Raw genomic sequence first — 15,452 nt, 5'->3', positions numbered from 1 at the left:
CGGAGGGGTTATTCTATGTAAGGAGGAAACCCACAATGAAACTCGTACTTGCCGAGAAACCCTCGGTTGCCCGGTCCCTGGCTAAGGTTCTGGGTGCAAACAAACGATGCGACGGTTATTTGGAAGGCAATGACTATATCGTCAGCTGGTGCGTTGGGCACCTGGTAGAGCTCTCGCCGCCGGAGGCCTACGATGAGACCTATGCCAAATGGCGACTTACAGACCTTCCTATTCTGCCAGCCACCTGGAAGTATCAGGTCTCAGCTTCTACCAAGAAGCAGTTCGGCATCCTGAAAAAGCTGATGAAGCGCGATGATGTCGAAAGCCTTGTCTGTGCAACGGATGCCGGACGTGAAGGAGAACTCATCTTCCGTTTGGTCTATCATCAGGCAGGCTGCAGGAAGCCCTTCGAAAGGCTCTGGATCTCCAGTATGGAGGATCAGGCCATCAAGGATGGATTTGTCCATCTGGAACCGTCAAGCAAATATGATGCTTTGTATGAAGCAGCCCTTTGCCGGGAGCGTGCCGACTGGATTGTCGGAATGAACGCCACCCGGCTTTTTTCATGCCTGTATCACCAGACCCTGAACGTTGGCCGCGTAATGACACCGACTCTGGCAATGGTCGTCATGCGTGATGCCGAGATCGCCGCCTTCCAGCCGAAGCCCTTCTACACCGTGCAGCTTGGGCTGAACGGTATCATTGCAACCAGCAGGCGTTTTGATGAAAAAGGCGATGCACAGCAGCTGCTTGCCAAATGTAAGGAGACCATGAAAGCCGTGATCAAGTCCTTGAACCGAAAGGAGAAAACGGAGCGAGCCCCGCTTCTCTATGACCTGACCAGCCTGCAGCGTGATGCCAACCGTATCCTCGGCTTTACCGCACAGCAGACGCTGGACTACACCCAGGCGCTTTATGAAAAGAAGTTTGTGACCTATCCCCGTACCGACAGCAGATATCTGACAGATGACATGAAGCCGATGCTTCCTCCTCTCATTTCTCAGGTGGCGGGGAAAATCGGTGTTGATGCATCTGCATTGAAATCTGACGACAACACAGAAATCGCTGTAGATGTGATGTGTGATAGCCGGAAGGTCAGCGATCACCACGCCATTATTCCGACAAAAACCATGTGCGCTGCCAATCTTACCGCGCTTCCCTCCGGTGAGAAGGCAATTCTTCAGCTGATTGCGGTCAGGCTGCTTTGTGCCGCAGCTCCCGACCATCGCTATGCGGAGGATACCATTGTCCTGACCTGCGGCGGCGAAGAGTTTTCGAAAAAGATCAAGACAGTCCTCTTTGGGGGCTGGAAAGATATCTGGCAGCGGTTCTATCCGGTGAAGGATAAGGAAAAGGAAGCCTATACCGGTCCAACCCTTTCGCCGGATGCCATTATTTCTTTATCCCAGGCAGAAATCAAAGAAGGGAAAACAACTGCGCCGAAGCGTTTTACTGAGGATACCCTCCTCTCTGCCATGGAGACCGCCGGTGCCGAGGATATTCCGGAGGATGCTGAACGAAAAGGCCTTGGTACCCCTGCCACTCGCGCAGGCACGATTGAAAAGCTGGTTCAGAAGGGCTTCATGGAGCGCAAAAGCGACAAGAAAACACGCTATCTTGTTTCCACCGATAAGGGCAATTCTCTGATTACGGTCATGCCGGAGCAGATTCAGTCTGCTTCTATGACGGCAGACTGGGAGCAAAAGCTTCTCCGGATGGAGCGTGGTGATTATGAGGCCAGGGACTTCATGCGGGAGATCACGGACATGATTTCCGGGCTGGTTCAAAACTACGAGGCTGTGAAAGGAGCAGAAACACTTATGTCAGATCACAAACGAGTCGGAGCCTGTCCCTGCTGTCAGGCGGATGTGCTGGAAAAACAGAAGGGCTGGTTCTGTAGCAAAAAGGAATGTCGCTTTGTTCTCTGGAAGGACAATGCTTTTTTCAAGAGTATCGGGAAGCATCTATCCTCCGGAATGGTTGAGAAGCTGCTTTTGGATGGCCGCATTCGCCTGAAGGACTGCAAGAGTCAGAAATCCGGAAAGAACTACAACGCCACTTTGCTTCTCACCACGGAAGAGAACGGACGGGCCAACTTCCATCTGGAATTTGAAAATAGCCGCAGCGGCATCAAGGGAGGTGGAGAAAAATGATTTCCGATAAAAAGGAAGCACTGTATCTGGTAGACAATGAGTCCTATCTTCACTTGAAGGAAATGGAGACGGGATTTGCCTATGAAGCCTTTGATAAGACTACCGGCGCTGCTCAGTACACCGGTCTGATCACCTATGAGGATATGCTGGAGAATCCGATTCGAAATCCTCTTGCCTGTGCCAGAGTGATGGCGATTCAGGAGATTGGCTTCAAGGGGGAAGTGGTTTCCGGAGTTGCTCTTCGCACCCTGGATCAGATCAAGGACGCCAGACGAGCCTATCGAAAGGCGCACCGGGAGGATCCTCATGACCACAGCATCCGCTTTATCACCAGCAACTATGATGAATTGTTCCGTATCCCTGACGGCGGAAAGGTAAAGATCGATTATCCGGACCGAAGCTTCGTTGCGCCCTGTGAGTACATCGACGATTACCATACCCGGATCGGCGGCGAGGTTTACCACATCTGTCAGTTTGCTGAGATTCTGGAACGAGGCGACGGAAAAGCCAGCCCGGAACCGGAAATGCTGAAGGATCAGGCTGCATGGCAGGTTGGCCACCGGGAGTATCTCTCCATCCACGCCACGGATGACGGCTGGGACTACTCAATCTACGACAAAAGCTTTGCTGAAGTAGATGGCGGTCAGATTGATCTGGCAAGCATCACGATTCAGGAATGCAGAGATATGATTTTGCAGGACCTCGGTTGGCAGCATAAAAACTTTGCCGAAATGGATTATGACATGGTTGAAGATCGAGCAGCTGATGTCGCGGAGGAAAAACTGAACTCTGTACTGAAGCAGCTCCATGAAAAACGCATGGCGAATGGTGTCAGGGCGTCTGATACGGATTCCCGCCTCAAGCTCGTTTCTGAAAAGAAGAAGTCGGAGGAATGCTTATGAGCACAGAACAGAAAACCTACCCTTCGCAATTCGAGAAGGTAAAGGCGATCACGGATCAGCTGGAGGCCGGAATACAGGCACTTTTTGAAAGCGACAAATTCAAGCAGTATCTGAAAACGCTTTCTAAGTTCCATGATTATTCCCTGAACAATACGATCCTGATTGCCATGCAGAAGCCGGATGCCACGCTGGTGGCCGGATACACCGCCTGGCAGAAGCAGTTCGGGCGTCAGGTGCAGAAAGGCGAAAACGGCATTCGCATTCTCGCCCCTACTCCCTACAAAAAGAAAATGGAGGTTGAGAAAACCGATCCTGTCACCGGTGAGATCCTTACAAATCCGGATGGGACCAGTGTAAAGGAAACGAAGGAAGTCCTGATGCCTGCGTTCAAGGTGGTCAATGTTTTCGATGTCAGTCAGACTGATGGAAAGCCTTTGCCCACTCTCGGTGTAAATGAACTGACCGGCGATGTAGCGCAGTATGAAATGTTCTTCGAAGCATTGAAGAAGGCCTGTCCTGTACCGATGGATTTTGAGCAGATCACAGGCGGAGCAAAGGGATATTTCCACACCGTCGAGAACCGCATCGCCATTCAGGAAGGCATGAGCCAGGTGCAGACTGTGAAAACAGCAATCCACGAGATGACCCACCAGAAGCTTCACTCCATTGACCCCACAATCAAGGTGGACCCTCTGGAGCCGAAGCTTACCAGAAATCACAAGGAGGTGGAGGCGGAATCGGTGGCCTTCACCGTATGTCAGCATTACGGAATTGATACCGGAGATTACAGCTTTGCCTATGTAGCAGGCTGGTCTCATGGGAAAGATACTCCGGAGCTGAAGGCCTCCCTGGATAAGATCCGTAAGACTGCTTCGGAGATGATCACGGAAATTGATGAGCGTCTGGCGGTACTGCAGAAGGAATATGCCTGGGCTCACCTGACAGCAGATGACGTGAAGAACATCGAATGTATCGATTCAGAGTATATGCCGCATTCCCGTATGGCAGAGCACACCTTTTCCTGTGAAATCGTTGGTGAACCAATGACGCTGAAGCTTACGGTATCCCAGCATGATGATGGTGAAGGCTTTACCATTCATTCTGAGGGAAAAGATGTCTGGGATGCCATGACGGAGAGTGAGCTCCGAAAGTTGGAACCGGTTCTGACATCGACGGCTGAGCTTCACTACTGGACATCTCAAGTTGAAAAAGCAGAGACTGCGAAAGCTGTAAAAGAAGTTACTTTCGGATTTATGGAGACGGAAAACCTTGGCCTTTCACAAGAGCAGTGCCAGAAATTCTGGGAGGTTGTGGAGCAGAAAGAAACAGCACTATCCCCTCCCTCTGCCCTTGCAGATCTGCAGGCAAAGAAAGAAGAATCTGAAAAGGAGAAGTCTTCAAAACCGAAAACAAAGACTGCTCGGAAGAAACAAAAGAAACAGAAAAAGGAGGAATCGCGATGATGTTTACTGTAGAAGAAATGAATCTGATTCAGGCTATGAATCACACTTGTCGAAGAATGGCGATTTTCGACATAAAAACCAGTATCCCGAATATCGAGGACCATGAACTGAAGGAACTCTGCGAGAAGACGCTGAAGAAAATGTCGGCCATGACCGACGCAGACTTCGCTGCTATTGACTTTACCGTGTATGAGGAGGATGAGAAAAATGAGTGATTGGCATGATGAATTTACCGAGCCCATGCATGATACTCCGGCAGATAAGGATCCGCTGATTGCAGCGATGGAAGCAGCCGGTTATACCTATGACGGCCTTGAAAGTACAAACGATAATCTCCGCTTCTTTGGCGAAGGCGGTCAGGTCATTACCATGGGCGGCTGGCATGAATGCGAGGAGTGGCTGAATGGTGTAGTCTTCGATGATCCCCAGGTGATGAACCGCGTGGAGATCATTCTTCATCCGGAACGGTTTCCGGAAAGAGATCCCGGAAGAGCTGCCCTTCGCGCTGTGGAAGACGCGGTGGAGCAGAACGATAACAGCTTTGACGGCATCATCAATAACCTTCCGGAACCGGATCCGACGCTTCAGGCATGCAAATGTGCCGATGAGGAGGCAAAGCAGTCTGTGCTTGCAAAGCTGAAGGAACAGCAGCTGCATGAACCGCCTCACAGACCGGAGCGTCCTTTTATTTTCTGTGGTCCGGAGGAAAGGGTTCGTGAGTAAAAATAAACATCAGGAGGTGCCCCATGCAGGCAAGAGATAAATGGGTCCACTTTGTAATGTCTCAGGAAGAACTGGAGCGCATGAAGCAAAAGATGGATGAACTGGGTATCCGCAACAAGAGCTCTTATCTTCGAAAGATGGCGCTGGACGGCTACTGTGTCAATCTGGAACTGGATGATGTGAAGGAAATGGTCTCCCTTCTTCGATATTGCAGCAACAATCTGAATCAGTATGCCAAGCGAGCCAATGAGACCGGCTCTATCTATGCGGAGGACATCCGGGATCTGCAGAACAGGCAAAATGAAATCTGGGAAATTGCGAAAGAGATTCTGGCAAGACTGGCGACGATCCAGTAAAGAAACGGTGTGGCAGATTGATGTCACACCGGATACATAGGAAGCACCGGAGCGCTGCATTGACATCCTTGACTTCGGAAAAATCGCTTTATAGACTATACTCAAAAAACCAAAGGAGGACTCGTTTATGTGGCTGATCAAACTCCCTTTTCGAATACTCGCGCTGCCGATCATGGCAATTGTTGCCGTACTCTCTATCTTCTACTCCCTCGCCTTGAACCTTTCGGCGATGGTCGCCGGACTGGTGTATCTGGTATTAGTCGTCTGCATTGTGATGCTTCTTTTTCAGCATGCCTGGATCTATGCGGCGCTCCTATTTGGATTTGCCGTTCTGGTTTTCCTGGCAATCATGTTTGCCGAGGCAGTCTCTCTCGGGCTAGAAGCATTGACCGGGAAATTGTCGAAATTTATCTTTTCATGACGAATCATAACTTAACGGACCTGAGGAATTGATACGCCTCAGGTCTTTTCATTTGCACAAATTTGAGAAAGGAGCGGATGCCCATGGCAGCAACAAGACTGATACCCATGCATGTGAATAAAGGAAAAACCCTCGCCCAGAGTCTGGGCGACAGAACGGATTATGCGAAGAATCCGGAGAAGACGGACAAGGGTGAACTTGTCACCGGGTATCAGTGCGATCCCATGACCGTGGATGAAGAATTCATGCTGTCCAAACGCCAATATGAGCAGATCACCGGCCGCCGCCAGAGGCATGAAGTGATTGCTTATCAGATCCGTCAGTCCTTCAAACCCGGCGAGATCACACCGGAGGAAGCGAACCGATTGGGACAGGAGCTGGCTCTCCGTTTTACAAAAGGCAAGTATGCCTTTATCGTAGCAACTCATACGGATCGGGCCCATGTCCATAACCACATCGTATTCAATTCCACCTCCATTGACGGAACCAGAAAGTTCAAAAACTTCTGGCTATCCAGCATTGCCCTGCAGAAAGTCAGTGATCTGGTTTGCCTGGAAAACGGACTATCTGTAATTACTCCGAAGCCATACAGGGAGCGTGCAAAACGAACAGACTACCCTCGCAGAGTAAAAAACAGAGATGTTCTTTGTGAGGATATCGATGCTGTTCTGCAGAAGAAGCCGGAGTCCTTTGAAGCATTTCTGCAGGAACTGCAGGCACTGGATTATGAGATAAAATGCGGAAAGCATATTTCCGTCAAAGGGAAAAATCAGGCCCGTTTTATCCGCCTGTCCTCTCTGGAGGACGGCTATACCGAGACAGATCTGCGAGCTCATTTCCTCGGACAGCAGGAACGCAAGCCGAGAGAAAAACGTAACCGCCACACAGATGTCCGCCCCTTCAATCTTGTCATTGATATCCAGAGCAAGTTGCAGAACAAAGGTGCCGGATATCAGCGCTGGGCATCGGTTTATAACCTAAAGCAGATGTCGAAGACGCTGCTGTTTCTGCGGGATCATAAGATTGAAAGCATGGAGCAGCTGGATCAGCTTGTGCAGCAGCAGACTGCCAAAAGAGATGCTCTGCTCTCCTCTATTCAGCAATCGGAAAAGCGATTGGCGGAGATCGGCACTCTGAAAAAGCATATCATCAACTATTCTAAGACGCGTGCCACTTATGAGGAGTACCGCAAAGCCGGTTACAGCAAAAAGTTTCTGGAGGCACATCGGGAAGAGATTACGATTCATAAAGCAGCAAAGGCGGCTTTCGATGAATTGGGCGTAAAGAAGCTTCCAAGGGTAAAGGATCTCAGTATTGAATATGCTGAGGTGCTGGCAGCAAAAAAGCAGGCCTATGCCGAATACAGACTGGCGAAAAATGATACTCAGGAGCTTCTGATTGCTCAGCAGAATATTGCTTCTCTCTACGATGCAGAGCGCAAGGAAGAAGAGCAGAAACGCCGGAAGGATGAACATAGTCATTAAGTCTGGCAAATCAAAAGGTCTGGGTAACAGTCATGGTACTGCTGCTCGGACCTTGCTTTTTTAGTGTTTCGAAGAAACGCGCAGTCATCACAAAGTGATGTTCGATAAGGGTTTGGGAATATCCCAACAAGCAAGTTGTCCCGTTTCGGGATAACGCAGTTTTCGCAGGGCTTGGCCAAGGAAACATTGCTTGCAAATTAGTGAATCATGTTGAGGTGACAAGGAATTTGGGCAATAGAAGAGCAGAAATATGTTGATTTTATTCGAGGTTAAGACTATATTATAATAAGGATAAACGTATTTTCTCACTCAAAATGGAGAACAACTTATGGAATATTTATCGATTAGTCAAACGGCAGCGAAATGGGGTCTTTCAGCCAGAAGAATAAATGTTTTGTGTTCTGAGGGACGCATAAGTGGTGCAACGAAAATTGGATCTTTCTGGGCGGTTCCTGCAGATGCTGAGAAGCCGAGAGATGAACGTGTAAAAAGTGGCAAATACGTGAAAGAAAAAGGTGAAAATTCATGAATGAGTTTATTTGCGGTGATTGTGAGGAAGAACTGAAAAGACTTCCGGACGAATGCGTTGATTTAGTGTTTACTTCTCCTCCCTATGCGGATCAGATTAAGGATTACGGTGAAAAAGTAAAAAGAATTTCAACTGACAAATATGTTGAATGGTTCATTCCAAAAGTCAAAGAACTTTATCGTGTATTGAAACCAACCGGCAGTTTTGTTCTTAACATCAGTGATAAGCTTGTCGGAAAGTATCAGGACTTATTTGTGTTTAAGCTTGTGGTTGCAATATGTGAGGATGCAGGATTTCATTTGATAAGAGATTATATTTGGTATAATCCGGCAACTCCGCCTAATGTTTTTTCGAGGGGCAACATGGGACGAACAAAAAAATCTCATGAGTATTGTTTTTGGTTTAGTAAATCAGACGAGTGGACTTTCAATATGGACCCTATTCGGAAACCTTATAGCAAAGATATGCAGAAGTTTTTACAAGGAAAAGGGAAAGGTGATCGTGCCGATAATACGCGTCCAAGCAGACACAATTTTAAGCTAGATCAGAAATGGCAAAACCATGGAGGATCTGATCCAGGTAGTGTTATTACGCTAGGAAATACAAGTAGCAACGATGCCTTCCATAAACTATGTAAGGCAGCGGGTATTTCACATCCTGCACGTTTTCCTCAAAAGCTTGCGGAGTTTTTTATCCTTTCTGGATCCAATGAAGGTGATGTTGTGCTGGATCCCTTTTCAGGGTCAGGAACAACCGCTGTTGTGTCTGAAAGACTGGGGAGAAATTGGATTTGCATTGAGATTAATCCTCAGTTTTGTGAATTGGCACAGGAATGGATAACAATGATAAGGAATGAGAACAATGAATGATATTATTGCATCTTCCACTAAGTTTTATACATCGTGCCAGGATGGTGCAGCAGGAATGATGGCTCTCCCACCCAAAAGCGTCAAACTAATCTATGGATCTCCTCCATATCCTAATGCGGATAGAAATTATGGTGTATGGAAAAGTAAGGACTATCTTGAGCACATGAAACCATTTTTAGCCGGTGCACGACATGTTTTGCAGGATGATGGTTTTATTGTTATCAATGTTAAGGCAAACCGTGACAAGGCGACAACAAAGCATTCCTCAAAGCGTTCTCTGATTGTTGAGAAATTGGCGATTCTTATGGAGGAAGAGTTTGAGCTTTCTTGTGTTGACATTGAAATTTGGGTGAAAGGTAATCCAGTTCCCACAGGTTTGCGGTGCGCATGCCAGGATGCATACGAACAAAATCTTTGGTTCTCTGTGGCTCCAAAATGGAAAATCAATCTTGACGCAATTAGGCGGCCCTACGAATCCCATAGCTTGGAAACATATCAAGGTTACGAATACAAGCCCAGAACTAATGGACTGTCATATGTGCGAAAACAGAAGGTAATCGAGCCAAATCCATTAGGTGCATTGCCGCTTAATGTTATTACTGGCGGAGTATCTTCTAAAAAGGGAATTCACCAAGCTGTTCAACCGGTATATCTTCCAGAAAAATATATAAAAGCAACTACGCAGGAATCGGATATTGTTCTTGATCCTTGGATGGGATCAGGTACTACGGGGATTGCTGCTTTATCTCTTGGGAGAAGATTCATAGGCTTTGATATTTTTCAGGAGTATGTTGATGTTGCAACCCGGAGTTTCAATCAATTGCTTTAAGACTAAAAAACTCCCAAGTTTAATGAAAGGGTTGAATATATGAAGACTCTTTTGCTAAAAAAAACGGTTGACAAATCATTGCTTAAAGCTGGGCTCACAATTCCTGTGAGTCTATCAGCAGCATTTATGCAAGCATTGGGATTGACATTAAAGCGCGGAGAAAAATCTCAAATAAGTATTATAGTGAATGAAATCTCATATTCGGCAATCTTTACCCATGTTGATATGAAAGTTGCTGATAGAGAAATATTTCAAATCCGTTATTCTGAGGGATCACCTTTAGGAAAACATCTAAGAGATGTTTTTGTAAATCCCACAGAAGCACGGGAGAAACAATATGTCGAAATATGGTCTGTGGCCGATAATACCTTGGAATTCAAGTGCTTTGAGCAAGTTCCAATTATAGATGATAATATGAAGCGGTCTTTCTTTGAATATCTTGGCGATGAAACAAGCCTCTATGGTTATGTGAAATCATATAAGTTGGCTTTTTATATGTGTTATTTCTCCAGTGACATTTTAGCTGAAAGAATTCGGACGGACGTCTTTACTAACAGGTTTCTGGACTTTTACAGAAATCGGATAAAGTCAGGGTTAAAAGCGGAAACGGATTCTAGCAGTATCCTGTTTTCCCCGGAGATGTGCTCTGAAACAGAGGTGTATCAATTAATAATCAATAATCCATTCAAAGCTATTTCGCAAAAGGGATTCTTCAATAAAGAAGTAATTGAAGGAGTTGAATATTTTTCGATTTCCCCTAACTTGTATCGCGAATTTACAATAGACGACATCAACACTATTCGGGATATCGTTTCGAAAAAACTTGCCTTGTACTATTCTAAGGCTGCGTCAGCGAAGGGAAAAAAGAAAAAGCCTATGGAAATGAAAAGTTCAAAAAAGCTAAAACAGAAAGAGCTTCATACATTGTTTATTAGTGATTTGGGGCCTGCCGTTTTAAAGGTCGATGATCTGCAGAAAAAACCGCTTATCATAGAGCTTGCTTCTCCCTTCCTGTGCAAAATCAAAGTGTATATGTTTAACTGCACCTGCCCTCCGGGAGGACGGAAACCAGATGAATTTAAGAGCCAGTTAATTCTTGATGGACAGCAGAGAAATGAAAGAGGCTACCTTGATGATACAGACGGAACTTTCATTCTGCTGGTTGGGTATGCAATGCCTTATGGAGATCAGACCAATGGTGTGTATGTTCTATGGGACGCTGAAGAACACCGTACTTTTGCATATTCGGCAAATCTTCAAACCAAACTAGACCCTATTTTAGAAACTGCATATGAGGATGTCGTTCTACAGACCAAAAAAAGTGGAGAAATTGTAGTCTTGTCGAGTCGGAAGAACCTCACAGCTGCCTTAACCAAGAGATTACAGCTGTATGCTGACAGATTGTTAGGAGAACAATAATGCTACATGATTATGAGTTTTTAAGCTCCTACAACAAACTTGATAATGACGTTGCTCAGGAATTCTATATTCCATGCATGTCGAATGCATTTAGATATGACCGGATTTCTGGCTATTTCGGGAGCACAATATATATTATTGCTTGGGATGCCTTAAAAGAATTTGTATCTCACGGTGGTAAGATGCGTGTGATATGTTCCCCATATCTTTCCGACGAAGATATGCTTGCCATTGAGGAGGGCCGTTCCGCAGCAAATGATACACTCATTTCAGAGGCTTTAAAGAAAGAAACAGAGGAACTTTTGAACAGCCCTTCCCTGTCAAAGCCAGCTCGTTTATTGGCCTGTCTAATTGCAGCTGGAATTATCGAACTGAAAATAGCGATAATCACAGAGAACTGTGCCCCAGATGTCAGAAAACTATATCATGATAAAGCCGGAGTCTTTTCGGATTTAGCTGGAGATCGAGTCGCATTTCGTGGATCATTTAATGAAACTTTTAAGGGACTCTCGAGTGACGGAAATATTGAATCTGCAGATGTGTTTCAAAGCTGGGATGGTGGAAAAGATTTAGAGCGACTAAAAGCTATTGAAAAATGTTTCCATGATATATGGGAAGAACGATACTCAAATATCTCTTTGTATTCCCTCCCAAGTGAGTTCAAAAGCCTGATCAGCAAAGAAAGTTCCGGATATTCGTGGGAAGAACTTCTCGAAGAGATTCAAGTAAAACGACGGTCCGGTGAGAAGTGGTCTCCAAGTAAGAAAAGATCTCCAATTACATTAAAACCTCACCAGGTGGATGCACTGGAGCGCTGGGAAGAACAAGGCTATCACGGAATATATCAAGGCTGTACTGGATGCGGAAAAACCATTATCGCAATTTCTGCGATTCGTAAGATGCTCGACATGAAGAAAACTGTCATGGTGTTAGTTCCAGCAAAAGAACTGCTATACCATTGGGAAAAGGAAATTCGAAGAGTTATTGCTGATATGACAGATCTTCAAATACTCCTATGTGGAGATGGTAATAATGCTTGGAGAAAAGCATCTACATTAAATGATTGGACGAGTCCTTCCGATACATTACACAAAATTGTAATTGCAATAATGGATACAGCCAGTTCAGAGGAATATATTGGGAAAGTTTATGGGGGAGAGCATCTGTTTGTTGTGGCAGATGAGGTACATCGCATGGGAAGCAATCGCCGACGTAATTTCTTTTCTATTGCTTCGGGTGCTCGCTTTGGAGTATCTGCAACGCCGGAGAGATATGGAGATTCCGAAGGCACTCATGCTATACTGTCATATTTTGGAGATATCTTAAAACCGCCATACACATTGGCCGATGCTATTCGTGACAAAGTTTTGACTCCGTATTTTTACCATCCTCAAAGCGTTTCGTTAACGGTAGATGAGCAAGAAGAATGGGATAATCTCTCACGCGAAATATCTAAAAGATATGCTATCAGTCAGGGAAAAAACGGTTCTTCTGTTGATAATTACCTTCAAATGCTGATGATTACGCGTGCACGTATTATCAAGAAAGCTAAGGGAAAAATCAAGAAAGCTATCGAAATAGTTGAGAAGAACTATAAAGACGGAGAAAAGTGGCTTGTATATTGTGAGGACAAGGATCAGTTAAATAAGGTGTATACGGAAATCTCTCAATTGGGCATTGATACATATGTCTATTATTCTGATATGCCCGGAGACACAAATGCTACTCTTTCGTATTTTGCAACAAACGGAGGCGTATTGGTCTCTATTAAATGTTTGGACGAGGGTGTAGATATCCCAGCAACTACGCATGCTCTTGTTTTAGCCTCATCAAAAAATCCTCGCGAGTTTATTCAAAGACGAGGAAGAATCCTTCGTCTATATGAGAACAAGCATTTCTCGACACTATATGATGTAATTGCTGTTCCAAATACAGCGTCAGTATTAGAGGATAAGAGTCTTTCTATTGTTGCTGCTGAACTTTCTCGTGCAATAGAATTTGGTAAAAGCGCAGAGAATCCAGCTTGCATAACTGATTTACAATTAATTGCTTTACACTTCGGAATTAATTACGAAGAATTCTTAGATGGAGGTGTAGAAGATGAAGAATAGCCTTGAAGAATTGATCTCAACTATTGAGGAGATTCGATTAACCAAGTATCCTCACATTAGTCCGGAAATCCTTACAAAAATAGTTGAGATTCAAGCAGCATACCAAGATGATCCAGCAAGACGCGAGGCAGAGACGTACAAGGCGATTGCTCAGTATGTTGCTTCCACCAAGGAGGTATAATCATGCGATTTAACTGGATAACCATAGAAAACTTCGGACCGTTTAAGGATAAAGAGCGAATTGTATTAAGTTCCGATAACGGTGTTACAATTGTTTGGGGTGATAATGGTCGAGGAAAGACATCTATTTCTAATGCACTCAACTTTGTATTGTTTGGCGAGGTACGTGATAGAAAAGGCAATACAAATGACTTTATAAGCGCCATCAATGTTAATGGCGCTGCTGATGGACGCTATTCATTTCAAGTATCGCTTGATGTATCTGATGATGAACAGCATTATATCATTCGCCGATCCATTAGTCCTAGACCTGGAGTAACAGTGCCACAATCCAATGATGATTTAATTGCTCAGCTTCAGGTGAATTCGAACGGTTTTATTGTTGACTCAACAGAAGCCAATCATATCGTAAATAATATAATACCCAAAGAAGTCTCTCGTTTTTTCTTGTTTGATGGTGAACTGCTGCAAGAGTATGAAGATCTTCTGAACGAAAAATCCACTAATGGAATAACCATCAAAAATTCTATTGAGCAGATTTTGGGACTTCCAATCCTCACTTTTGGCAGAAAGGATATCAGTTCTAGTGTTGCAACATATTCTGCTGACGCCGTAAAAATCGCCCAGAATGATTCAAACACGGCTAAATATGCCAACCACTTAGCTCAAGCGCAGGCCCGAAAAGCTGAACAGGAAAAGGAAAAGGACCGCTTAGAGGGTGAACTGGCAAAACTCCAAAATGAGAAACGCGCTCTTGAAGAAGAATTAAAGCAGAGTGCCCATTATCGTGAATTGGTTACAAAGAGAGATGCTCTCATAGCCAGAATCGAAACAATGGAGGCCCAGCTGAAGGACAAGATTGCAGATTCCGTTTTGATCTTAAAGGATGCATGGAGATGGATGATTAAAACGCCCATTGAACAACGACGGACCGGGCTGCAGAGTAATATAAGCAAATTGTCTGCCAAAAAATCATCTGCAAGTGTACAGCAAGCATTGTTAGACTATCTGCAGACTGCCATAGATGAAACCAGTTGCCCTATATGTGAGCATGACTGTACTCCTGAGGAACTGGTACAACTAAGAGCAAAAATGGATGCTTTGAGAAGCAATGCTTCCGGATTGACTCCAGAGGAAGCTTCTCAGTTGGAAAGCGAATCCAATGAATTAGCAAGCTTAGCTTCCGTTCGAGTTGAATTAAGTAGGGCAAATGAATTAAAGAAACTCCTTCGGGAAATTGACGATCTCAGGGTGAAGATTTCGGACCTGAAAGATACGCAGCTGCATTCTGTTAAGGCAGATATTGCAACATACTTGGCAACTTATAAGGATGATCCCGACGCTCCTTTTGAAGCAGCAAAGAGATTAGCTTCCTGTGAGCAAGAGATGAAAGTTATTTCTCAGGGAATAGAGAATACGCAGAAAGCAATTGACGATTTGATTGCAAAGATTGCCGACTTCAATAAGAAAATAGCTACTCTTAGCCAAAACAAGGATGTTCAGGAAGCAAACCGAGTGGTTCAATTAGTAACTGATCTGGAATGCATATTTGCTGAAGCTATTGATGAATATAGAAATAGACTTCGTAAAGAAGTTGAAGCGGATGCTACAGAATTATTCTTAGCAATGAGTGATGAAGAGGATTATGACCATCTTGAAATCAATGATAATTATGGCTTGTCTATTATCACGAAGGATGGAACTCCGGCCCCGAACCGCTCTGCGGGATGGGAACATATGGTGGCTTTTGCACTAATCGGTGCTCTTCATCGTAATGCTCCATTGGAGGGGCCTGTATTCATGGATTCGCCATTTATACGAATCAGTAGAATCAAAAAGGCCAATATGGTTAAAGCCCTTCCTAAGTTATCTGATCAGGTCGTGCTACTTGCATTCCCTGGAGAAATTGATGAAGGAACAACAAGAAACGATTTGGGAGCTAACCTTGTACAAGAGTATTCTATTGAACGTGTCAATAGTAGGCATTCAAGAATCGTCAAAGGGGGTGTCTAA

At 44.9% G+C, this 15,452-nt stretch carries 15 protein-coding genes; all 15 read left to right on the top strand.

The window, feature by feature from the left end; all coding sequences use genetic code 11:
• Positions 1-35 precede the first annotated feature (35 nt).
• The 15 genes from JQM66_RS01325 (at position 36) to JQM66_RS01255 (ending at position 15,452) form a co-directional block, all read left to right on the top strand.
• A complete protein-coding gene (locus tag JQM66_RS01325; RefSeq protein WP_235228015.1) occupies positions 36-2,153 on the top strand; it encodes a DNA topoisomerase 3 in 2,118 nt (705 codons plus the stop codon).
• On the top strand, positions 2,150-3,055 hold the full coding sequence (locus JQM66_RS01320; protein WP_235228014.1) for an LPD16 domain-containing protein: 906 nt from the start codon (positions 2,150-2,152) through the stop codon (positions 3,053-3,055). The genes JQM66_RS01325 and JQM66_RS01320 overlap by 4 nt, the downstream gene beginning before the upstream one ends.
• Positions 3,052-4,518 (top strand): ArdC-like ssDNA-binding domain-containing protein, encoded by a 1,467-nt coding sequence (locus tag JQM66_RS12745; RefSeq protein ID WP_235228013.1) that lies wholly within the window; start codon positions 3,052-3,054, stop codon positions 4,516-4,518. Before JQM66_RS01320 ends, JQM66_RS12745 begins: the two co-directional genes overlap by 4 nt.
• On the top strand, positions 4,515-4,733 hold the full coding sequence (locus JQM66_RS01310) for a transposon-transfer assisting family protein (RefSeq protein ID WP_235228012.1): 219 nt from the start codon (positions 4,515-4,517) through the stop codon (positions 4,731-4,733). Before JQM66_RS12745 ends, JQM66_RS01310 begins: the two co-directional genes overlap by 4 nt.
• Positions 4,726-5,241: a DUF4316 domain-containing protein gene (locus JQM66_RS01305; protein WP_235228011.1), complete on the top strand. Its 516-nt coding sequence runs from the start codon at positions 4,726-4,728 to the stop codon at positions 5,239-5,241. The genes JQM66_RS01310 and JQM66_RS01305 overlap by 8 nt, the downstream gene beginning before the upstream one ends.
• 23 nt (positions 5,242-5,264) lie before the next feature.
• A complete protein-coding gene (locus tag JQM66_RS01300; protein WP_235228010.1) occupies positions 5,265-5,597 on the top strand; it encodes a plasmid mobilization protein in 333 nt (110 codons plus the stop codon).
• 127 nt (positions 5,598-5,724) lie between these two features.
• Entirely contained in the window at positions 5,725-6,018 is a 294-nt protein-coding gene (locus JQM66_RS01295; protein WP_235228009.1) for a hypothetical protein, read from the top strand.
• A gap of 83 nt (positions 6,019-6,101) precedes the next feature.
• The gene (locus tag JQM66_RS01290) at positions 6,102-7,502 is read left to right on the top strand and encodes a relaxase/mobilization nuclease domain-containing protein (RefSeq protein ID WP_235228008.1); all 1,401 of its coding nucleotides are present in this window, start codon (positions 6,102-6,104) and stop codon (positions 7,500-7,502) included.
• Positions 7,503-7,830: 328 nt separating this feature from the next.
• The gene (locus JQM66_RS01285) at positions 7,831-8,031 is read left to right on the top strand and encodes a DNA-binding protein (protein WP_235228007.1); all 201 of its coding nucleotides are present in this window, start codon (positions 7,831-7,833) and stop codon (positions 8,029-8,031) included.
• Positions 8,028-8,900, top strand: a complete 873-nt coding sequence (locus JQM66_RS01280) for a DNA-methyltransferase (RefSeq protein WP_235228006.1) — start codon at positions 8,028-8,030, stop codon at positions 8,898-8,900. The genes JQM66_RS01285 and JQM66_RS01280 overlap by 4 nt, the downstream gene beginning before the upstream one ends.
• The gene (locus tag JQM66_RS01275; RefSeq protein ID WP_235228005.1) at positions 8,893-9,729 is read left to right on the top strand and encodes a DNA-methyltransferase; all 837 of its coding nucleotides are present in this window, start codon (positions 8,893-8,895) and stop codon (positions 9,727-9,729) included. Before JQM66_RS01280 ends, JQM66_RS01275 begins: the two co-directional genes overlap by 8 nt.
• Before the next feature lie 39 nt (positions 9,730-9,768).
• Positions 9,769-11,148, top strand: coding sequence for a hypothetical protein (locus tag JQM66_RS01270; protein ID WP_235228004.1), 1,380 nt, complete (start codon positions 9,769-9,771; stop codon positions 11,146-11,148).
• Positions 11,148-13,259 (top strand): DEAD/DEAH box helicase family protein, encoded by a 2,112-nt coding sequence (locus JQM66_RS01265; protein WP_235228003.1) that lies wholly within the window; start codon positions 11,148-11,150, stop codon positions 13,257-13,259. Before JQM66_RS01270 ends, JQM66_RS01265 begins: the two co-directional genes overlap by 1 nt.
• Positions 13,249-13,440 carry a DNA modification system-associated small protein gene (locus JQM66_RS01260; protein ID WP_235228002.1) on the top strand — a complete coding sequence of 64 codons (192 nt, stop codon included), beginning with the start codon at positions 13,249-13,251 and terminating at the stop codon, positions 13,438-13,440. The genes JQM66_RS01265 and JQM66_RS01260 overlap by 11 nt, the downstream gene beginning before the upstream one ends.
• Before the next feature lie 2 nt (positions 13,441-13,442).
• The gene (locus tag JQM66_RS01255; protein WP_235228001.1) at positions 13,443-15,452 is read left to right on the top strand and encodes an AAA family ATPase; all 2,010 of its coding nucleotides are present in this window, start codon (positions 13,443-13,445) and stop codon (positions 15,450-15,452) included.

Source organism: Oscillibacter valericigenes (genome assembly GCF_021531915.1).
GTDB classification, from domain to species: domain Bacteria; phylum Bacillota; class Clostridia; order Oscillospirales; family Oscillospiraceae; genus Oscillibacter; species Oscillibacter valericigenes_A.
This window is presented reverse-complemented; position numbering and strand designations above follow the sequence as displayed.

Bases quoted from the DNA above. Each gene is read 5' to 3' on its own strand.
- JQM66_RS01300 (WP_235228010.1), top strand. From the start codon at position 5,265: ATGCAGGCAAGAGATAAATGGGTCCACTTTGTAATGTCTCAGGAAGAA.
- JQM66_RS01320 (WP_235228014.1), top strand. From the start codon at position 2,150: ATGATTTCCGATAAAAAGGAAGCACTGTATCTGGTAGACAATGAGTCC.
- JQM66_RS01295 (WP_235228009.1), top strand. From the start codon at position 5,725: ATGTGGCTGATCAAACTCCCTTTTCGAATACTCGCGCTGCCGATCATG.
- JQM66_RS01275 (WP_235228005.1), top strand. From the start codon at position 8,893: ATGAATGATATTATTGCATCTTCCACTAAGTTTTATACATCGTGCCAG.
- JQM66_RS01265 (WP_235228003.1), top strand. From the start codon at position 11,148: ATGCTACATGATTATGAGTTTTTAAGCTCCTACAACAAACTTGATAAT.
- JQM66_RS01310 (WP_235228012.1), top strand. From the start codon at position 4,515: ATGATGTTTACTGTAGAAGAAATGAATCTGATTCAGGCTATGAATCAC.
- JQM66_RS01280 (WP_235228006.1), top strand. From the start codon at position 8,028: ATGAATGAGTTTATTTGCGGTGATTGTGAGGAAGAACTGAAAAGACTT.
- JQM66_RS01325 (WP_235228015.1), top strand. From the start codon at position 36: ATGAAACTCGTACTTGCCGAGAAACCCTCGGTTGCCCGGTCCCTGGCT.
- JQM66_RS01290 (WP_235228008.1), top strand. From the start codon at position 6,102: ATGGCAGCAACAAGACTGATACCCATGCATGTGAATAAAGGAAAAACC.
- JQM66_RS01285 (WP_235228007.1), top strand. From the start codon at position 7,831: ATGGAATATTTATCGATTAGTCAAACGGCAGCGAAATGGGGTCTTTCA.
- JQM66_RS12745 (WP_235228013.1), top strand. From the start codon at position 3,052: ATGAGCACAGAACAGAAAACCTACCCTTCGCAATTCGAGAAGGTAAAG.
- JQM66_RS01270 (WP_235228004.1), top strand. From the start codon at position 9,769: ATGAAGACTCTTTTGCTAAAAAAAACGGTTGACAAATCATTGCTTAAA.
- JQM66_RS01255 (WP_235228001.1), top strand. From the start codon at position 13,443: ATGCGATTTAACTGGATAACCATAGAAAACTTCGGACCGTTTAAGGAT.
- JQM66_RS01305 (WP_235228011.1), top strand. From the start codon at position 4,726: ATGAGTGATTGGCATGATGAATTTACCGAGCCCATGCATGATACTCCG.
- JQM66_RS01260 (WP_235228002.1), top strand. From the start codon at position 13,249: ATGAAGAATAGCCTTGAAGAATTGATCTCAACTATTGAGGAGATTCGA.